Annotated in this window: 20 protein-coding genes and 1 riboswitch; of the genes, 12 read left to right on the top strand and 8 right to left on the bottom strand. The window is 42.5% G+C overall.

What is annotated here, in order from left to right:
* Positions 1–125 precede the first annotated feature (125 nt).
* The gene (locus KKZ03_RS21250; protein ID WP_243218809.1) at positions 126–1,373 is read right to left on the bottom strand and encodes an ATP-binding protein; all 1,248 of its coding nucleotides are present in this window, start codon (positions 1,371–1,373) and stop codon (positions 126–128) included.
* Between the two features lie 53 nt (positions 1,374–1,426).
* Positions 1,427–2,143, bottom strand: a complete 717-nt coding sequence (locus KKZ03_RS21245; RefSeq protein WP_243218801.1) for a response regulator — start codon at positions 2,141–2,143, stop codon at positions 1,427–1,429.
* Positions 2,144–2,283: 140 nt separating this feature from the next.
* On the opposite strand from KKZ03_RS21245, the gene KKZ03_RS21240 reads away from it, so the two are divergent.
* The 4 genes from KKZ03_RS21240 (at position 2,284) to KKZ03_RS21225 (ending at position 4,202) form a co-directional block, all read left to right on the top strand.
* The gene (locus KKZ03_RS21240) at positions 2,284–2,565 is read left to right on the top strand and encodes a hypothetical protein (RefSeq protein WP_243218793.1); all 282 of its coding nucleotides are present in this window, start codon (positions 2,284–2,286) and stop codon (positions 2,563–2,565) included.
* Between the two features lie 281 nt (positions 2,566–2,846).
* Positions 2,847–3,089 (top strand): hypothetical protein, encoded by a 243-nt coding sequence (locus tag KKZ03_RS21235; protein WP_243218785.1) that lies wholly within the window; start codon positions 2,847–2,849, stop codon positions 3,087–3,089.
* Between the two features lie 20 nt (positions 3,090–3,109).
* On the top strand, positions 3,110–3,733 hold the full coding sequence (locus KKZ03_RS21230; protein WP_243218783.1) for a DUF2202 domain-containing protein: 624 nt from the start codon (positions 3,110–3,112) through the stop codon (positions 3,731–3,733).
* 85 nt (positions 3,734–3,818) lie between these two features.
* The gene (locus KKZ03_RS21225; RefSeq protein ID WP_243218776.1) at positions 3,819–4,202 is read left to right on the top strand and encodes a DUF302 domain-containing protein; all 384 of its coding nucleotides are present in this window, start codon (positions 3,819–3,821) and stop codon (positions 4,200–4,202) included.
* Between the two features lie 888 nt (positions 4,203–5,090).
* Here the strand turns inward: KKZ03_RS21225 and KKZ03_RS21220 are convergent.
* Positions 5,091–6,587 (bottom strand): ISNCY family transposase, encoded by a 1,497-nt coding sequence (locus KKZ03_RS21220; protein WP_243218774.1) that lies wholly within the window; start codon positions 6,585–6,587, stop codon positions 5,091–5,093.
* A 742-nt stretch (positions 6,588–7,329) separates the two neighbouring features.
* Positions 7,330–7,404: riboswitch (cyclic di-GMP riboswitch) on the top strand.
* Positions 7,405–7,439: 35 nt separating this feature from the next.
* Between KKZ03_RS21220 and KKZ03_RS21215 the strand changes: the two genes are divergently transcribed.
* The 8 genes from KKZ03_RS21215 (at position 7,440) to KKZ03_RS21180 (ending at position 14,194) form a co-directional block, all read left to right on the top strand.
* Positions 7,440–8,012, top strand: coding sequence for a VPLPA-CTERM sorting domain-containing protein (locus KKZ03_RS21215; RefSeq protein WP_243218768.1), 573 nt, complete (start codon positions 7,440–7,442; stop codon positions 8,010–8,012).
* A gap of 1,299 nt (positions 8,013–9,311) precedes the next feature.
* Positions 9,312–9,953 (top strand): DUF6655 family protein, encoded by a 642-nt coding sequence (locus KKZ03_RS21210; protein ID WP_243218765.1) that lies wholly within the window; start codon positions 9,312–9,314, stop codon positions 9,951–9,953.
* A gap of 378 nt (positions 9,954–10,331) precedes the next feature.
* Positions 10,332–10,481, top strand: a complete 150-nt coding sequence (locus tag KKZ03_RS21205) for a hypothetical protein (RefSeq protein ID WP_243218764.1) — start codon at positions 10,332–10,334, stop codon at positions 10,479–10,481.
* Positions 10,482–10,712: 231 nt separating this feature from the next.
* Positions 10,713–11,315 carry an HdeD family acid-resistance protein gene (locus tag KKZ03_RS21200; protein WP_243218762.1) on the top strand — a complete coding sequence of 201 codons (603 nt, stop codon included), beginning with the start codon at positions 10,713–10,715 and terminating at the stop codon, positions 11,313–11,315.
* Between the two features lie 436 nt (positions 11,316–11,751).
* Positions 11,752–12,801: an acyltransferase gene (locus KKZ03_RS21195; protein WP_243218760.1), complete on the top strand. Its 1,050-nt coding sequence runs from the start codon at positions 11,752–11,754 to the stop codon at positions 12,799–12,801.
* Positions 12,802–13,083: 282 nt separating this feature from the next.
* The gene (locus KKZ03_RS21190; protein ID WP_243218758.1) at positions 13,084–13,638 is read left to right on the top strand and encodes a hypothetical protein; all 555 of its coding nucleotides are present in this window, start codon (positions 13,084–13,086) and stop codon (positions 13,636–13,638) included.
* A gap of 12 nt (positions 13,639–13,650) precedes the next feature.
* The gene (locus tag KKZ03_RS21185) at positions 13,651–13,896 is read left to right on the top strand and encodes a transposase (RefSeq protein ID WP_243218757.1); all 246 of its coding nucleotides are present in this window, start codon (positions 13,651–13,653) and stop codon (positions 13,894–13,896) included.
* 55 nt (positions 13,897–13,951) lie between these two features.
* Complete coding sequence (locus KKZ03_RS21180; protein WP_243218756.1) at positions 13,952–14,194, top strand: hypothetical protein; 243 nt, start codon at positions 13,952–13,954, stop codon at positions 14,192–14,194.
* A 502-nt stretch (positions 14,195–14,696) separates the two neighbouring features.
* Here the strand turns inward: KKZ03_RS21180 and KKZ03_RS21175 are convergent.
* The 5 genes from KKZ03_RS21175 to KKZ03_RS21155 all read right to left on the bottom strand — a co-directional run bounded on the left by KKZ03_RS21175 (position 14,697) and on the right by KKZ03_RS21155 (position 20,766).
* Positions 14,697–15,701, bottom strand: a complete 1,005-nt coding sequence (locus tag KKZ03_RS21175) for a hypothetical protein (RefSeq protein WP_243218754.1) — start codon at positions 15,699–15,701, stop codon at positions 14,697–14,699.
* A 480-nt stretch (positions 15,702–16,181) separates the two neighbouring features.
* Complete coding sequence (locus tag KKZ03_RS21170) at positions 16,182–16,937, bottom strand: IS5 family transposase (RefSeq protein ID WP_243217187.1); 756 nt, start codon at positions 16,935–16,937, stop codon at positions 16,182–16,184.
* Positions 16,938–17,373: 436 nt separating this feature from the next.
* Positions 17,374–17,874, bottom strand: a complete 501-nt coding sequence (locus tag KKZ03_RS21165) for a hypothetical protein (RefSeq protein ID WP_243218753.1) — start codon at positions 17,872–17,874, stop codon at positions 17,374–17,376.
* A gap of 16 nt (positions 17,875–17,890) precedes the next feature.
* Entirely contained in the window at positions 17,891–18,754 is an 864-nt protein-coding gene (locus tag KKZ03_RS21160; protein ID WP_243218752.1) for a DUF2092 domain-containing protein, read from the bottom strand.
* Positions 18,755–18,990: 236 nt separating this feature from the next.
* On the bottom strand, positions 18,991–20,766 hold the full coding sequence (locus KKZ03_RS21155) for a mechanosensitive ion channel family protein (protein ID WP_243218750.1): 1,776 nt from the start codon (positions 20,764–20,766) through the stop codon (positions 18,991–18,993).
* Positions 20,767–20,790 lie beyond the last annotated feature (24 nt).

Genomic DNA, 20,790 nt, shown 5'->3' with positions numbered 1-20,790 from the left:
TAAATCTTTTTTGTAGCCCGTAGATTGCCAAGAGTAGGATCGGTAGAGCAGCGCGAAACCCATCGCATAAGGAAGCAATTATGATGGGTTTCGGCTATCACCTCTACCCATCCTACGCGCTGGAACTAGAAAATCAGCAGCCAGATACAGGTACCACCGCCTATACGCGATTTGAGAGCCACTTGCCAACCATGAGTTTCGACGAGTCGCCGGGTAATGGCCAGACCTAAGCCATTGCCACCGGTGGTGCGATTACGCGAGGGTTCCATTCTATAAAAGGGGCGAAATACGGCCTCCCTCAGCTGAGGTGGAATGCCAGGGCCTCGATCACGTACGCCGATAAAAATCGTGTTATGAATTCGCCTCCGTATCACTTGAATCTCGCGTTCGCCGCCATACCGTAAGGCATTATCCAGTAAATTACCGATGCATCTCCGTAAGGCCATCGGAGCTATCTTAGCTTCACATCGGCAGCCGTCGACGCGCAATTGCAATCGGCCGGGCGCTTGGGTGTCGGCAGCTTCGATCAAATCGACCAGCAGCGCATCAATATCGGTATTTTCTGCGGCTTCAGCTTCTAGAGCCCGCGCCAGTGCCAGTTGGTCGCCAATCAACTCATTCATTTCCGCAATGTCGCGTTCTATGCGTACCAGCAGCGGTGAAGAATACTCCTCGGCGAGCATTCCAAGAGCCATTTTCATCCGTGCCAGAGGGCTACGCAGGTCATGAGACACCCCTGCCAGTAGGGTGGTCTGATTCTCCCGTTGCGCTTGGAGCTGACGCGAGGTTTCGTTAAAAACGTGCGCCAGATCGGCGAATTCGGCATCACCTTGTTCTGACAACAAGGGTGCTTGTTCGCCCTTGCCGATTCTTAGTGCAGCCTCTGCCAGCCTAGCTACCGGCGCAGTCACCCGCCGGGCCAACAACCAAGCCAAGCAAAGGGTCGCTAAAATGCCGGACATGGCGATCCAAATCAGTGCCCAACTTGGGCGCGGTGTAATTTTTACCTTGGAAAATTCAAAATATAGTCGCCGACCTTCTTGGGTAAACTCTACTTGAAAGTGTTCGTGCGCGTCTTCTGATAAGCTGACTAATTGTCCGGGAGGCAGGCGGACAGTAAGAGCCGCGCGTAGAAAGCGGATGTAGGGATAAAGCCCGATTTCATCAGATAGCGAGGCTCCTGATTCTTGTAAATTTAGCCCATATTTTTCCCGTAGTTCAACTTGGAAAGCCGAGCGTTTCTCTGGCGGCAACTCGTCCCAAATATACGCAGACAAAATAAGTAAATCAGCCAGATCGTCAGCGGAACGATGGGCGAGCGGCAATACCAAATTGACAAACATCGCCGCACCGGAGGCAATTTGAAAAATCAACAGCCCGACTGCAACGGTGAGCGCGGTACGCCGGAAAAAAGAAGGCCGTTCTTTCACTCCGTATCCTCACCTCGGGGGGTGAACAAATAACCCTCACCCCAGATGGTACGCAGATAAACAGGAGCGTCTGGTTTAGGTTCAATTTTACGGCGCAGGCGGGTGACTCGCACATCAATACTACGGTCGAAGGGTAAACGCTCGTAACCCTTGAGCAAGCTCATCAAATGATCACGCGATAGTACTTGATTAGCATGCTCCAGCAACACCCGTAGCAGGTTGAATTCGCCAAACGTCAGGGAAATTTCAAGGCCGTCCCGGCTAATGACATGACTATTGAGATGCAGACGGTATGGACCGAAATTTAGGATCTGTTTATCCGTAGGCGCGATAGTTTCGCCGCGACGCAATACCGCGCGGACCCGCGCCAAAAGTTCGCGCGGACCGAAGGGCTTAGCGAGATAATCGTCTGCACCCAGCTCCAACCCGACCACCCGATCCACTTCGTCGCCGCGTGCGGAAACGATAATCACCGGCGGCCCATGATGTTCGCGCAACCATCGTAACAAGCTCAAACCATCTTCACCAGGCAGCATTAAATCAAGTACCAGCAAATCTACAGCATACTCACTCAACATTGCTCGCATCGCCGTCCCATCGCCCGCTTCGACTACCTGGTAGCCGCTCGAACCTAGGTAACCCGATACCAAATCACGGAGTGCTGTGTCGTCATCAATGATAAGAATGCATTGTTTGTTTTCAGATCTATTCATTCAATCAGCCTTATCAACATTATAGATCGCGAAGATACCGCCCTTTGTAACAACTTGAAACAACTTGTTACATTTATGAAAACCGCGGGAAACATTGTAGCGTTATTATATTAATCAACCCTAATAAAGAGCATTGAACTATGAAAAATCCACTTGCCCCCAAATTTAATTTGAGAACCTGTAAGTCGGGGTACGTAAAGATATGTCTGACCTTGGTGCTTGGTCTGGCAAGTATAACTGCTATAGCTGAGGAGGTCGATCAACGTCAAGCCATCAAATTGAACGCCGAACAACGCGCCCATGTATTGGGCGAAATGTGCAAACTATTGTCCGGAACGCAAGCTATTCTGGCGGCGTTGTCTGTTGATGATATGACCGCAGTCGCACAACAGGCGCGAGCATTGGGCGTCAATATGGCATAAGGCCGAAAATCATCTTCATGATGTACTGCCGCCGACATTCATGCAACTGGGTACGTCAGTCCATCAAGATTTCGACCGTATCGCTACTGAGGCAGAAACACTAAAAGATCCCAAGCATACGCGTCGGTAATTGAGCTCAACCATGAATACATGCGCGGCCTTCCATGATGCCTACCAGCTTCAGTCTGCCCAGGTGAAGCGCAAGCCTTGAATTATGAGGCTGTTACACTGAACGCTGATGACAGCGTCAGGTTTTTCAACACTTTCCAAGGAGAATTGTCATGAAGAAGTCGTTAATTAGTTTGCTGTTCATCCTGGTTGCAGTAACCGCTCTTGATAGCCAAGCCCGCGGCTGCGGACAAGGTGGAATCCAGGGGCAAGGCTTGGAGCAAAGCAGTAAGCAAGGCTCATTCAACGAATCAGGTGATATGCAACGTGATCGTATGCGCCAACAAACGCACGATCAGAATCAGGAGCGTGCCCAACAACAGCAACGCGAGATCCTCGCGGCTTTTATTAATTGATTGATAAAAAGGTGATTAACATGAAAACTACTACTAAAAAACTCATTGGATTTGCATTAATCCTGTCTTTATTAAGCGCTTTTCCTGCGCTGGCTCGGGGGCCTTCATCGGAAGCGAACAGACTTCAAACACAGCAAAGCGTCACCACACTTAGCGTGGCTGAACAGAAGAACCTACTTTTTATGCGGGAGGAAGAAAAACTGGCGCGCGATGTCTATATAGAATTGTACAAAACATGGAATATGAATATTTTTAAGAACATTTCCTCATCGGAACAACAGCATATGGATGTTATTCTTAAAAAAATAAATCTTTTCGGGCTGACAGATCCCAGTTTGCCCGGGATCGGCATTTTTACTAACCCTGATCTACAAGAGCTTTACGATAAATTAATTGTACAGGGGATTTCATCCTACAACGATGCGCTGACAGTGGGAGCAACAATCGAGGATAAGGACATACTGGATTTGATGAATGCCATCGCGGCTACCAAAAATCTGGCATTGAAAACAACGTACCAAAACTTATTGGAAGGTTCGAAGAATCATTTGCGTGCTTTCGTTGGTTTGCTAAAGAATCAAGGTCTTAAATATACTCCGCAATTCATAAGTCAGGAATTATTTGACGCTATTTTAGGCGTTTAATGGCGATTTAAACGGAATATGTTTTTAATGGGGAGTATAGTCGTCACCATAAACTCAATTGTGAGTCACAACCTTCGAGGTTTGCATGTATTACATCGTTGACACAGACAAGTCATTTACCCAAGCATCGGCCGATCTGGAGTCATCTGTTAAAAACCATGGTTTCGGGGTGTTACATATCCACGACTTGGGCAACACCCTTCGCAGTAAAGGTCTTGCATTTGACAATGAGTGCAAAATTTTTGAAGTCTGCAATCCGAGTCAGGCCGCAAAAGTTTTATCCATCGACATGCGCCTGAACATGGCGTTGCCTTGCCGTATTTCGGTGTACACTGAGCAAGGCAAAACCAAGATTGGACTTATCAAACCGGCACAGATGCTTTTGACACTCTCCCAAGACAAGGCGTTAGCTGAAGTTGCCAATGAAGTTGAAGAAAAAATCATGCAGATGGTTGACGAGGCGAAATAACTATTAGGCACGTCAACGGCTTTATAGGGGTGCAGAGCACTTGCTGCATCCCTGAATGGCAAAAAGTAATTACGCGCCAAACCGTTACCGCTTGGGCTCAATTTTTTGTACATTGGAGCTATCAATATCAAGAAAACATCACAAAAAATACTTTCTGTTAGTGGGATTCACCTTAATTTCGCTTTCGAATCCGACAAAGATGAATTAATTAATTACAGCCGAACGACAGCAATCGGACATATTGCAGACGTTGATTGGGAGTATCCGTCTGTCCGTTGTTGGCAGCTATGGATAGCTATCCATAGCGACCCCTATGTATAGTGGGCAACTATGAATAGTCTTAAAATGCTATCGGCTGCATAACCTGATTTCACAGACGCTTCGATCAGCCATTAGTTAAAAAACTTTACATAGTTTTACATGATTTCTGAGGTGAAAATTTATTCCTTCAGACAAGTCAATGGACATCTGCCAAACATCACATATGAAGATGCCTGCTTGAGTGCCAATTGGCACTCTTCAGTTAATGATTTCATAGCACACTTGCTTGAATGTCGCCATGCATATCCCGTTTATAGTTATCATCCAGTTGGTAATAATTTTTGCATTTCCTTTCGGTATTAAAACTATGCATAGCTACTCTACTGGTAGTCGTTGATAATGCGTGGTTTGTAAATTATCTCTATTCATAGTTAGTGCCTGAACGAAAAAGCCACTTTTCAAAAAAACCAGCTCAACATCCGGAAATATTTTTTGGAAAAATATTTCCGGGGTGGAACAAACGACTCAATTTCTGCTTTACCATCAGTTTTTCAGAATTATTCCTAACAATCATAAATTATAAGCGCACCTTTCCTGTGGAACCTGTTGGCTGTTCTCAAAAAAGTGTCAGGCAACTAGTTTTTGTTGCCCGTTAAAAAGCCTTAGCCGGTCCATGTCGCGTTTAATTGTGCCGAGCTTTTGAATGTTACGCGATAACACGGCTAAGCCAACATAACGCTCGAAAGCCTCAATGCCATGATCAAGGCACTTATCCAGTCCATGTACTTCTAGCGCATTAATAGCCGATTCTACGGCGGAATGTTGCTTTTTTGCCTGTTTAAATTCCGCTGCGTATTCACGATTCTGGTCGGCTTTGGATAGCTTGCCTTTTTTGGGTAAAACGACTTGCTCAAGGAGGGCTTTCAGGTCGGTTTGATTGGCGGGACTGTGGAAGCCTTTGTCAAAGCTACAGGCGTTAAAGCGTAGGAATTTTGCTTGAGTCGCTTTAACCATCGGTACGGCGACTTTGTCGTCGGTAGTTTTTTGCATGACTTGACTGTGCAAGATAAAGCCCTGATGATCTTCCATGATACAGACCCGCAAGCCCAGTTCAACCGGGACTCCGGCTTTGCCTTTGCTGATCCATTCGGTGTGGGTCTGGAACAGGGAAAAGACTTTTTCATCATGGGGAATGGTTTTACCTTGAATAGCGCGGCGTCTAATTTGCTCGATTTGACGTTCGGCATGCAGGCTAAAAGTGCTCAGGTCGGTAAGCAACACTTCTGGTATGTGAAAGTCATTTTTTAACGTCAACAGACTGGCTTTAGTACGCTCAAGATAGAACCCTGCCAAATCAATATAGTCCTGGTAGGACTGTTTGATCTCAAGTGCTTTGGCGGCCTTGATAGCGTCATTTTTTGACGTGGAATGGTTGAGTTTTTGCAGCGTGCGATAGCGCCTTTTAAATTTAGACAGGTTGTGCTTATGCAATCGCCATTCAGGCAAGGCATGTTGCAAGCTCCATTTGACGCACGTCCGAATCAGAATCCGGATCGCGTCATGTAGTAAACTGATATCGGTTGGAAAATGCACGTTGGTTTTTAACACAAAAGAATCGCAACGGCCTCTGATCAGCGCATGAATATCCAGATCAGGTAATTGATAGCCGGCTCGAATAACTTCAGTACTAATACGCGCCATGATCGCTGGCGTAAACAGCTTGAGATTGTCTTTCAAGGTTTGCAGGCGATAGCGTTTGTCGGCATCAAAGCAACCAAGACCGAGCATTTCACGTAGGGTGTTATGCTGATTGGCCAACTCCAGAATGCGATCATAGTCTGTATTCAGTCCTACGCGTAGCGATCCTAACACCAAAATCGACCATTGATTCATACCGGGGCGGCCTTTGTCGATGGCAACGATTTTTGTCACTTCGGCGTCAATTTTAGTAGGCACCACTTCCTCCAGTATTTTAAAAACAGCATCCCTTAATGGCTGAGTGGTATAAATGTGTTGCACGCCCAGTAAGATGATCGGAATGTCATCACGGGAGGAAACATCTATTTTGATATCAGCAATATCGCGTTGACCGATGCTCATTTGTGGAGGAAATACCTTTCTCATCGGGAGTTTTCCAACGAGAATTTGAAAGCTGAGGCGCTTATCCGGGAGGTCGCTTTCGCCAAGCCCTTTTCGATGAAAATATTATTCATAATTATCAGTAAGTTACTTGAATTAAGCATTTTATACGCCAATAGGCTGTTATTTAATTTTCAATGGCCTATTTTATCGCAACTTATTGTTTTGTATTAAATAATTTATTACCGTTCAAGTACTAGTTAGATTCTATGCATAGCGATCCATAAGCGACATTGACGCCATATTTTCAAATGACAGGATACTCACAGAATGCGGACTGTCGATTTTAGTAATTTAAATGACACTACCGAACAAAACTGATTGCTGTGAAGTACTACAGCAACTACTTCTTAGTAGTGCTATACACAAAAGCACAGCGAGAACGCTATTATTCTACTTGTAAACTATTGGATTAATATTGTATACAATCCATCGTTAATGCTCCGCTTATCCAATCTAGTTCCACTCAATAACGCCACCAAAATACTATGCCGGTGTCACGAATGATGCTTTTCACTCTGCTCAGCATGGTTCATAGATTTAGTGTATTTAGATTTCTTGTTACATTTTGTTACAATTCGAAGCTTGACTCGCTATTTTTAGCTGTTATATTCGAATCGTAGTTTAAAGATTACATAAATACTATGGGTATTCATGGTCAAGCAAAGTTATCTGCTTAATAAAATTGCACGCTCGTGTCTCACTTATCCAGGTGTGCATGATTCATGGATGAACAAGCCAAACTTATTGCAAGATAAGGACGGAAAGCCACGGAGCCTAAAAGGCCTGCCGGGTTGTAAATAATCCTAATGAAATAATTTTAAGGAAATATACAAAATGAATACTTTTTCTAAATCCAAAATGAACACAATAATGATAACTTTAATTATTTTAAGCGGTTTCGCGGAAGCCAATGCTAGTACTACAAGTAATCTGGTGCAAAACGGGGATTTTAGTATTGCAGGAGGCGCAGGGTGGACAGCAACAGGCAGATATCAAGGCATTCAAAATGGCGAATGGTATAACGGGGCAGGTATTTCTGACGGCATCGACACACTTTCCCAAACCCTAAGCACAATAGCAGGCAATACTTATACGTTGTCATATATATTACGAACAGAAGTAACACAAAATTTTAGTTTCGTGACTAATTGGGGTGGCGCTACGATAAATACAGAGACCTCTACAAACTCGCCAGATGCCACAACATATACATTTGCCAATTTACTCGCCACGTCCAATTCTACAGTGTTAAGTTTCTCTGGTTGGAACAACCCCAAAGCTAATCATTTATCATACGTTAATGTGACTCAACAGGTTGCGGCAGTCCCCGTGCCTGCAGCTGTTTGGTTGTTTGGTACTGGCCTGCTAGGCCTGACTGGTTTTGCTCGGAAAGATAAAGCGGCTTAATACCGAATAATGAAATAAATTGTTTACAAATATAGAGACTCTCATGAGAGTCTCTATTTCAATAGTCAATTTTGAAGAAGCATTACACCTAAGTGCTAAGAGATTGTTGTTGGCTTCTGATCAATGTTATAGCCGGACGACAGCAATTGAACATATTGTAGACGTTGGTTGGGAGTAACCGTCTGGCCGCTGTTGGCCGAACTTGCTCTGTCAAAATGAAGGATCACTACCTACCCACCGGCGACATTGACGCCAGATTTCCTAATGACAGCATACACACGTAAAGCTGTCAGTCAATTTTAGTGAGTCAACTGATATTACGACAATGGAAAGATACCTATGCCCTAAACAAGGCAACTACATATAAATTTCATATCGAAAAAAGATATCCTCCCTAAATTAATTTTTCAAAGCGACTTTAAAAGCTTTTTTCTTAATGCTCATTACAATACTTCGGACAGATTTTCTGTGATTGAAAGCAACTGTCGCAATGTGCATCGTGAACTAATTTCCAATCGGTTCGTTACCGCACCGAACAAGTTCGGTCTTGTGTGTAGAATCGCCAACCAGTAGCCGGAAATAGGTTTTCGCACCTTATTCATGACTAATTGGTTCATGAATAACTTATGAAGTCTGAAGTCTAATAGGATAGAAACGTACGCTAAGGCCTGATGTAACCAAAAATAAATGTTAAATCTGTATCTTAAATTGATTAATAGACAAATTGTCCATCATTACTTGGGACAACTTTGATAAAAGCTGTATTGTAGAAGACCCCCCATTAACTCCAAGAAGGTGTCAGCTTGATCAATCATGAATAAACGTGCATTCCTCCGTCAGTAGCCAAAGATTTCAGGTATTAAATGTGTAATCCATTCGAAAATAATGCCCTATGTCCTGAGATAGCGTTACCCAATGAAGCTCTACGTCCGCCTATATTAAATACAAACTCTTTGTTCTTGGTACGAAAAAGCCTGGCAGTTTAAATCGCCTAAAAATTACACGGTCAGAACGGACTACTTTTGGCTAGTTGAGAACAAGTTGAAAGTCTTGATGGATAAGATATTCAGAACATTCCTGTGAAACTTTAGAGGTCTTTGTTGGCACCAGAAGCACCTTAGCATGGCGATACGACAACAGGATTTTAGCCGGAGAAAGACGGCTTTAGAAGTCTTGCTTAAGGGCTAAATTATTAGTGCGCGACATCAGTAACCTTTTCATTTTGGGGTTCAAGCTCTCGTTGTTTTTTAGGCAATGCTTACTCTCTATTCTTCTGAAAAATACATAAGTTGAAAAATCATGATGATAAAAAAAACGCTACACTTGGTTTTGGTTTTGACTTTAAGTGGTTGCGGTACTATGTGGCAAACGACTTTACCCACACAAACCGCGCTTGATCAAATGCTAGTCTCTACTGCCGCTGACCGTGCCGCTAATTTATTGGTTATGAATTCTCAAGGAGAAGCGATTGCAAACTTAAGTGGTAGTTTGGGAAAAACGTTTATTTATACGAAAAACTTTAATACCTTTGATGTTAAAAATCAACAATACGCGCTACACGCTATTCGTAGGCATTTTATTGATGCGGGTGTGGTTTTAGTTGATGACCTTAAAGAGGGGGATACGATTGCTGAGATTGGAACGGGAGCCTTATCGATAGATAACACCAGTTCATTAGTAGGAATGCCAACAATAACGGTACCGATTCCATTAATAGGAAATGTGAGTATCCCTGAAATTTCGTTGTATAAAAAAGAAACCAATCGTGCTTTAGCGGAATTTGCGATTAGTTTGCGTGATACGCATACTGGGAAAACGCGGGGTAAGTCTTTTCTTAGCGTAGGTACGGCGAAAGTTGACAGCTGGGTGGTGTTATTATTTTTCAAATTTACTACCAACGATATGCAGGTTCCAAAGCAATATGACAGTATTGGCGATTAAACAGCGGATGGTCGTCAATAAGAGAGGCGCTGTTGAATAAATGATTTGATATTATAGTCTTTCATAAATTATGACTCCCAAAATCTAATAATAAAAAAGATTTTAAAATCAATGTTTTTGTACGATAACGGGATGTTATTTATCTGAAAGTCTATAAATAAAACTCAAAGCCAGTATTGAAAATTTTATGGACTCCCGAGAAGGCTTGGCTTCCATGCTTGAGAAAGTTAATTTTTTATGAGAAAGCAGCGCGCTTACTCCTATTTATTGATCGATCAATTAAAGGTTGCACATTATTTGCACTTTTCATGGTTAAAGTAAGTATCAAGAATAGAAGATTATTACTGTTCTGTACCATGAGGAATAAGGTGACTAAATATGAACAAGAAAATTATAATCTTTGTCTTGGTTTTAGCTATTCCATTAACTCTTTCCGCATTTCCTGGAAATAAAATCAATGGTGAGGGCCATTCTACTAAGAAAGTCGAACGCCTGACTACAATAGTTCAGACAGTTTTAAGTTATTGAAATGATATGTTGTTTGACGAATTATTTCAATAACTGGTTATTATTTAATGCGACGCCGAATTTTACACAAGCTTGATTTTATTCTCCAAAAAACACCACAAGCCTTATTATTCGTGAAGTATCAACTATCAAAACTGTCCGAAGTATTGCAACATTAGATCCTGAAAAAATTTTCATCGAAAAATAAGGGTATTAATTGATAATAAATAAATCTAACCGACACGAACGATTATGAATGCTGAATTTAATAGCAAGAAATTGCGGCAACGACAATATAAAATCCACGATCACATTCAAATGCATTGGAAATTGTATGCTGCAGAAGGTGTTTTATTCATTATTCTAGGTATAGCAGCATACATCGTACCGCATTTTATCCCTAAAGGCGTTTCTGTCGTTTTAGGAAACTTTCTTTTAGTCGTGGGGTTATTGCAACTCGTCAGAAGTTTAATGTTTATGACTATTCCTGGATTAAATCTATTTCTATTTACTGGATTATTCCAGTTTGCTATAGGATTTTATTTTTTAGCGGTAGAACCTATTAAAGGCAGAATTACTTTGACTATGCTACTTGTCATTCTCTTCATAATGGAGAGTACTATAAAAGTATGCTTAGGATTTATGATGCGTCGACTCGCTCAGTGGAATGATATGTTATTAAACGGTGTCACGTCTTTAATATTAGCCGTTGTTATATGGATCGTCTGGCCAGAAACATGGTCTTGGCCGCTTGGTTTATTACTGGGTACAAATATGATTTTATTCGGCTCGTCATTACTTAACATCAGTTTGAACTATAAACTGGTGCAAATCCGTAAAGTCAGAAATTTTTAAATACAAATCTTCGTCCTAATCAAATTTTGTTTCAAATTGACTAATAATTGCGGTTAACCCTGTTTCATCACAAATTTTTGATGATTTTATTATTTAAAATCCTGGTAAATATTTCTTTGAGTTGTTCAATTTCATCTACTGAATGAATAACCAACTTCCATGTACGCTAGCGCACTGAATGAACCTATAGTAGAGGCTATAGTGATACCAAAGCTTTGATGCGCCCGCCAAGTAGTCCAAGAGCTTAGTTTTTGATAGCGATTACTGAGTAAGGATGTCTACTGAAGACAAAAAACTTAATTATGAGTCAAACAATCAATAGGTTGTGCTCTATGACAATCATTGGACTGTTCGGCATTTTATATTTTCGGATGTTGCAGAGCTCATTTTAACAGTATGCTCACGATAATAAGATTAGTCACTTTAATGGAAAAACATGCATTTAAAGTCATTTGAATATTTTAGAAGTTTAGCTATATTATCCATAGTTGCCGGTCATTGTTATACGTACTGGGCTATAGAATCATTTTATGAAAAAGTGTTTGCCAACCTAATCACCGGAGGCACTATTTTATTTGTGTTTATTTCCGGTTTCTTTTTTCATCATGTTTTTTATCCTAAATTTCAATACCAGCAATTTATTTTTAAAAAAGCGAAATATGTTTTACTACCGTATACCTTGCTAACGCTCGCCGGTGTTGCCTGTTTTGTTTTCTATTTGGATCGTCCACCTTATGCTGAAATTTTCATCACTAACCAAATAAACGATTGGCATCAATATATCTGGCTATGCGCCCAATACTGGTTGGTAGGCAACATATTGGATGCTTATTGGTATGTGCCTTTTATAATGATTATTTTTGTGCTGTCACCGCTCTTTATTAAACAAATACAACTACCTATCAAGGTCCAACTGTGGCTATTTATTTTTCTCTTATGCATTTCCAGCTTGATTCATCGTCCAGCGCATAATTTATCGACCTTTCATTCTGTCATTTATTTTATTCCTATTTATATGCTAGGTATTATGTGCTCTATAAAAAGAGAACAGGTATTTCATTTTTTAAAAGGCAAAAGTTTTATTTTAGGCCTCTCTGTTATTTTGCTATCGGCCGCACAAATTTTAATCTACAAGCAGTATGGTAGTTTTCATAAAGAGCACTTGCTGTCTTATGAAGGCATTGATTTGATTATTTTCCAAAAAATACTGATGTGTTTTTTCCTGTTATCAGTAATACAGAAATTTAACGATAAACAGATACCTTTTTTAAAATATATCGCCTCGACCAGTTTTGCTATTTATTTTATACATCCATGGATTCTTTATTTCTTTGATTATTTATCCGTTTTTAAACGTTTTAATTTTCTTCCCGGAACACTTGGCTTCATGGTGACGGTACCGCTGGTTATCGCCATAAGCCTGGCTATCGCTGTCATGTTTAAATGGACGCTTGCTAATAAAAGTCGCTTGGTTATTGGTTGGTAACGGAGTTCATCAGAATCGGGGGTAGGTGAGTTTGAGCAAACGACAGTATTGTTTCATAAGATGTTGAGCGGTGAATATCTTAAATCTGAAGTTTCCCAGTTTTTATGAGTGAGAACATTACAGAATGCTAATTTTCGAAAAATATTAGTCAATTCTACTATGTATTTACAAATCACCCAGTTGTTCTTTAAAAAACAATCAGTTATTGATGAATGAGGCCTTGTTTTATTGTATAATATACGATTATAACCTATTGATTATACGATAAAAACATCCTCATTCATGTTCATTTTACGCGATCTGTTACGCCCCCTCCAAGACCATTTTTCCGATACCGCACTGGGACATGAACGGGTTTCCTTATTTGCCTACACCTTACTGGCAATCATCGGCCCGTTTACCTCTTCCATGACCTCTAACTTACTACGCTCCTTGATAGCGTTGTTCGGTATTGAGATACAAAAAAAGCGTTTCTACACGTTCATGGCGTCTTCGACCTTACCTTGGCAGAAGCTTTGGCAAACTGTTTGGGGATTAATACCTTCGCCAGAAACAGAAGGTCGATTCTTGGTGGCGTTAGACGACTATATCAATCCCAAGATAGGCAAAAACATCTTCGGCTGCGAGACAATTTTTGATCATGCCGCCAAAGCTAATCAAAGCCAGTATCCATGGGCACAAAACTTTGTTGCGGTCGGTTTGCTGAAGCAAGTTAAAGGTCGTTGGGCCTGTTTGTTTTTAGATTTTCGTTTTTACTTCGCAAAAAAAACCATTGACGCGAAAAAGGTTACTGCCAAAACCAAAGGTGTGATGGTGCCTTTTCAGACTAAATTGTAACTGGCAGGGCAGATGTTGATAGGCATTGGGCATTATTTTCCCACATCGCCAATACTGGTTGTTACCGATAGTTGGTTTGGCGACCAGAGTCTGTGGCGGCAGGTCCGAAAAGTATTGGGGGATTGTTTCCATATATTATCTCGGCTGCGCTGCAATAACGTGTTGTTCGCCCAGCCTGAGGCACAGGGACCCGGACAGCGTGGACGTCGCCGTAAATTTGTAGGTGTTTTTATGATGGGGTATCGAATCCGGATTTAAGGAGCTTAAACAAGATATCGGCAGCCGGACAAGCCAGTGTCGCAATGCTCAAGCCGTGACTAACCATCTGCAATTTTGTTTAATGGCGTCAACGATTACTTGGATTTATGCGAATCGCATGAAAGCTGATCCGGAACGTCGGCATAAAGTGAAGGGGCGAACCTGTTTTGCCTTTTCAGATGTTCGACGGCTTATCGCTGAAGCTGCTCTCAATGAGGATTTTGATAGGGTTTGCCCCAAACCCGGCAAACCCACGAAAAATTGGCTGGTTGCCGTATTGTTACGCATGGTGGCTTGATAAATTTTTAGGAAACTTCAGTAACTAATTTAGTTGTATAACAAATAATAGGGTTAGACTAACGCACATCCATTATGAAAAATGTCTGCCAGGCTTGTTATACATTTCAAATTTAATACCTGGTTATGTATCTTCCAGCAAGGTAAGTTTACATGCCTCATTTTGGAATTGCCCAATATCGAGACTTTCCAAAATATTGTCGGGATAAATTTTGTAGCCCTTCGATCTTAAAAAGTCAGCATGGTCAGCTGATTTTTTGATACCACTTGAACCTTCGTGTCCACTGCCATTCAAGTTTACCGAGTATAATTCACTTCACTACCTCCAAAGGGAGAGCGAAGCGACGGTTTCAGGTTGGGTTGAGGGAGATGTAACTGCTTGATTTATCTTCCTCGGCAATTGCTCATGCATCCGTGCAGTCGTCACTCCAACCCAACAGCTTCTGCAGACTACTCGGCTTTCTACTCCACTATCGTTACGGTTCTTGTATTCCTTCGTCTAATCAATAGACTTTCATTATGCCGCCCTGTACCTGATAATCGTAGGGTGCATTACTCGTCACGGGAACCTCTACAGCGCCAAGCAGGTACCAGTTCTGGCCTACGTGGGTGCGAAAACCGGGCGTCATAGATACAAAGGTATTACTGGTCGCAGCGCGATTATCGATCGGTTGGCTAACGTTGGTTGAAACGTACCAGACCATATCACCAACCGGCGTGTAATCGTGCGGGGTAAAGTAATAACCCACCGCCAGATTGGCGTCAAACGTTGACCGTGCGCCAGACCGGGTAATATCGCCACTGTAGGGAACTGAGAAACCTGCGCCACCACGGACTACCAGACCCTTCCATGAATTGGCCCAAAAGTTATACTGCGGCCCAATAGATGCCACATGATTACCGTTGAAAACGTCTCCTGTGGGGGTGCGGAAGTTCAGATTGAAGGTTTGCGTGACATTCTTGGATTCGGAAAGAATGATACGGGGGGTAATTACAAAGTCGCCAAAATTAGTCTCTCTGCCGGAGACCCCTTGGCTTGAGGCGATGACTGGAATGTTGGTTTGAATTTCCATGCGCTGGTTGAGTGGCGTATAGCTTACGATATTGTTGCTATAGCCGTCGCCGCCATTGCCGTGCTGCCAGCCGAAGATATTAATACTTAGCCGGAAAAAGACACCATCATAGGCGTTTAACCAACCCTGACGCGGCGCGCCGCCACCGCCATTCGGAGGACTGGACCACGCTTTGTCCCAGCCTGCGCTGAATAGGTTGCTGTAGGAAAGATCTTGCCAATTTGCAGCCGCTTCGTCGGAGTATACATCCCCTGTCACCGATTCAGTGACCACCTCTCCAAAGCTATATTTCTTCTCTGCGGTAATAGGAACACCCTGATTATCAACCAAATCTTGAGCGTTGATTTGTCCACTGGCGGCAAGTAAGGCAACGCCAAGACATGCTACAGTTGGAAAACGGCTTTGAGCTTTTTTAGTCATTCGTTCTTTTATCATTTTCGGTATCCTAATGATTAAAAAATCGGTGATTGTTGAGTTATTGGTCAAAAGTCTTTAATCAAAAAGTACTAGTACTCAGTCAGCATTGATATGTTAAGTAAAATTAGCGCTATAAACCTGAAATTACTGATATAGCATCGGACAAAATCAGATCGACTGAGTGCAAGACTGTCCGAGCATAGTAACCGTAGCGAGGAGAAGCTATTTTAAGTCAGATTTTTTGGTCATTTAAGGCAAATAGTTGTTCTATTAAACGAAAATGAGCAGAAAACACGGCAAAAATAGCTATTTCGCAGTTTATTTTCTTTTCTCGGACAGCCGTCTGGTGATATACGAAGTTTACAAAGCTAAAAATGATCCTTCAAGCCTGCGTGATACTTCGCAATCATTACCATAATGTTAATTTACTTTTGAACGATTACTTGATGTTTGACTGCTGTAATGTAGTCATAATTAATTCTAGGTTCTGTTGACGTTTCACCTCAGCCATAAAAGCACCGAGGAAAATGATAGCATCCCCATGTAATTAATAGCTTTTTTCTCATATCGTGTAGCAATTCTGCGATAGTGCTTGAGCTTACCGAACATACATTCAATGGCATGCCGCTCCTTATAATGCCAATAATCGCACTCAATATCTTCTTTTCGGTTCGATTTAGGTGGGATAACCGCTTTTATTTCACGACTGGCTAACCACTCCCGCAACTCGTTCGTGTCGTAGGCTTTGTCTGCTAAAACGGCTGAAGCATTAACATTTTCCAATAAAGATATGGCTTGCTTGCATTCAGCCTCCTGCCCGCCTGTCAGGATAAATTTGATGGGCATGCCCAAGCCATCACAAAGCGCGTGAATCTTACAACCAAATCCACCTTTGGAGCGCCCAAGTGCTTCATTCTCAGCAGAACTATATGCCGCTCCAGCTGCGCAGGCATGTGCTCTAATAACTGAACCATCCATGGAAACATCTTGTAAATCAGCGTCTTCAGCAAGATGACAGAGAATTTCACCCCATATGCCATTGATACACCAACGTGAAAAACGCTTGAAGATGCTATTCCATTTACCATACGTTGACGGTAATACACGCCACTGTGCTCCCGTACGTAATATCCACAAAATGGCATTAACAAACTGCCTGCAAATATCGGGTAAACCGATATGAACTCCAGGCAATTTTTTTAAGCTTGCCAAAATACGAGTCCACTCTTCATCACTTAATGTTATCCGCTTCATTTCATTCAAAACGACTTATTCTACCGGATTGGTGAAACGTCAACAGAACCTAGTTGAATGTTTAAAATATTCAAAAATTATTTGCCCAATGGGTAATATCATTAGTTTTTTGACTATGAGAATCTATTGTATTGCTGGGCTATGGTAAATTCTCTGCGGTTTAACTCAAAAATAACGCCTGATCAAAGCAGTTAAGGTTTGAAGCGAAAGCTGTGCTATAAAAAAACAAAACGGAGTGTCGAAGACGCACCCAATTATTCAGGATTTCGACTCGCTGCGGTTGGTTTCCGGTCGTTATTTTGGCTTGATATTGGTAAAAAAGATCGGCATAACGCCTCGCCAAAATCGTTAAACCAGTGGCAATAAAGATAACTGGCACCGCATTTAGGAATAGGTTCGTCGATAAGCCGATGCCTGACATCCGAACCCCCTTAAATCATCTAGGTGGATTAACTACGATATAATTGACCTGAGATCCGGCATATTGAGGCTGATACCATGAGCTGCCACAGTGTTGGTAAGTCATGCCATTAATATTCACCATACTGCAAGAGGGGGGTAGCGCGGCGGCTGTTATCATCGACCCAATTGCCATACCTGCAACGCCGATGGCAATTGCACCGCCAACACCGATACCGTCGTTATGGTTGTGGTTATAGTAACCACCACCATGAACATTGACGTTACGATTAACGTTCACGTTGGTGTTTCGGTTGATATTAGTATTGCGGTTAACATTGGTGTGTTGGTTGATATTAGTGCTGCGATTAATGTTGGCTCCACGATTAAAATTACCGCCTTGATTAACATTAACTCGCGTATTACCTCTAACATCCCGAGCCACTACATCCTTTGGCAGCATCCATCCGGTTCCGATGATTAGACTCATTGTCGTAAACAGAGTGATAGACCGGGTGAATAGTTTTGAATTGCTCATGATGATCTCCAGTTTTTTATTTCGTGTTTTCAGCAGCAACTTTAGTTACGGCGAATTCGATCTTGTAGGCATCCTTCTGCGGAACAAAGGTGAATATTTTATTGTTAATCTTTGGCGATAGTTTCCAATCCATGTCGGAAACGTATTGGGGCTGTCCTTCTTCTGTCTTGGTCGTAATAACCAGCTTTCTCGGTAACGGTGTTTTGCCCTGTTGGATCCATAGTTGCCAGTCCACGTCCATATTCCGGAACGCGTAATGATCGCACGGCACATCGTTGATTTTGGTTGGACCAATATATATAGCTGACTGAATAGCGGCTACATCCGCTGTGTCGGTACCCCAGCTGAACAAGTCCCTAAACGGCAAATCTATGTCGTAGCGTACTTTGGCCACGTCTAGTAACTCATGGATGGTGGCAGCAGCAGGCACCGATGCGTAGAGTTTGTTAGTGTTCCCATAGATAGTAAATGTCTTGCCATCATAGAAAAACTGGAGATCGCGGTGTGCCTCGTCAATCTTGGTCGAGAAATGAAAATGGTCAGGTGTTTGCACCGTCAGTTCAGAAGTTCCGTCAACCATGATTTTTTGCCCTGAATCGAGAACTTCATCCTTGGATACCTTAAAGTCGACCTTATAGGTTTTCAGTGTTCGTAGAAGTCCTCCCATTTTCTGGAGTGCTGCTATTGCTTTGGGCTCGATAACGGGTGAGGATTCAATATCCGATAACGGCTCCATTGCTTTGGACTCAACGGCAGCTACTGACTGCGTCTGCGGGGTTGGCGATGAGATCACCTGGTGCGTGGAACAACCGCTCGCCAATACCAACAATGTCGGCATTAAGACAACTAAGCAAGCGTTGCTTGCGAATTGATATTTCATAATATTAGCCTTTTAAAATACATAATTTATATTCCATGAAATTCAGCGTGGCAGTATTACTATAACCAAGAAAATCTTTATTATAACAACGTAGTGCCACCACGTAGCGTATAACCAACACCATGAATATATCAGCCTTTGAGGTGATTCTAGCCTCAGACTGATTTCTGCTGAAGAGGTAACGAAAGTGCTGATATTGATAAGGCTAAGACTGTTCCCAGAAATAATCTTACCCCCTAAATTGATTCGCCATGCTTGCCATCTTCCGCAGGTGCTTCAAACCATTGCTCCTTGGGCACCCAGACTTTCTCCAATGGATCGTTTTCATAGTGAGGCGACATGATCTGCACACCGAATTCGTTGAACACGTCCTGAATATTGGCATGCAGCGTCGTCAGCGTAATTCGGCGAATTTCGGGGCGATCAACCTGTACACAGAGCCGATATTCGACATAGAAGTCAGAAAGTGCAGTCTGCGATACAAATGGTTTAGGCTCGGAACGAAGCCCGGAGGTACTCTGGGCGGCTTGCATCAACATGGCGTGAACTTGTCGCCAAGGCGTGTTGTATCCTATTGTTACGGTAGTGTGTACGACCAAGCCTCTGCCCTCGGCCAATCGGGATGAATTAAATGTCGCCGAACTGCCAATCAATGAATTGGGTATATTAACTTCTTCGCCACTGGATGTTCTAACCTTGGTCGAAAAAATACCCACCGTGGTGACCAAGCCCTCAATCTCGCCTATTTTAACGTACTCCCCCTCACGTAAAACCCGGGAATAAATCATGATCAATCCACTCGCCGCTTGCCCTACAACACCGGAACCCCCTATCGAAAGCATGATACCGACTAAAACACTCAAACCCTTGAATGCATCAGTATTACTACCCGGAAAATAGGGATAGGCCATAGCAAAAGCAAACAGCCAAAGTAATGCCTGAGAGAGCTTGCGCGTCGGTTTGGCTGTCTCTTGGGCCATCCACGAAACGGTGACTGCCCCTGATTCAATCTTGGCAAAGAATGCTTTTAACAATCGCGATGTGAAGCGGGTGAGTAACACAATAAGAAAAACTACTAAAAGACCAGGCAGAGCACTTACGATAGCCGACAGGATTCCCCCAATAGTGTCCATCAGGTAGCTTTGTAGTTTTTCGCCCCAGGGTCTGGTATAGGGAAACCTGCGTAGACAAAATGTTGCCCATTGGTAACTCGCTATCATCACTAATACCCATTTAGCAAAATGTACTAAAAAACCCAGAACATTGAACACTTGTTGTGGATGAATAGCTATTGCCAATTTGGCTTCCCAGGCTTGTATCCATTTTTGTAAGCGGCTAATTATTTTATTTTCTCCCCAAAAGATTAGCCTCCAAACCAGATAGAAAAATATACTTGCGAATACTGCAAATCCAATGCCTTTGAGCATGACATGAGTATTGCTCTGTTCCCTGGCATCATGCACAGCCATCTTAAGGTTCTGTGCAGCATTTTTGACAGCTTCATCTACCGCTTCACCTGTAACAGGATCAAGATCAACAGGTCTGATTTGAAATACCGCCATACCATTAAGCTCGACAAATCGGCCACCTTCGGGTGTGGAACGAATCGATACATGATCGTCACCCCCTTTTTCCATGGCCATTTTTATACGGTTACTGATGCCTTGCGCTCGTTCCTCTTGAGTAAAGCCAAAAACTCCCGAACGAATCGTAAAGATATGTCGATTCATAAAATTAACTGATAAGGCTTCAGTCGAATCTTCCTTCGCTTGTGCTGAAATCATGGTCAAGTCGCCAGTCTGAGCGGCTTGTGCACAAGCAGGTATTGTCCAGGCTACGCCGCTCAGTAATGCAAGCGAAAATAAAAAATGGATAAAAGACAGTCTGGTTTTTTTTATTGTTTGGATTAAATCGACAGATATAAAGATAGCTCCTGCATTCACGAAAGAAATGAACAGCATGGACAATGCCCACAACCAGTAACTAATTAATCGGCGTAACTCTTTATTCACAACTCACCTCACTAATAACAAAAT

Source organism: Methylobacter sp. S3L5C, assembly GCF_022788635.1.
Classification (GTDB): domain Bacteria; phylum Pseudomonadota; class Gammaproteobacteria; order Methylococcales; family Methylomonadaceae; genus Methylobacter_C.
This window is presented reverse-complemented; position numbering and strand designations above follow the sequence as displayed.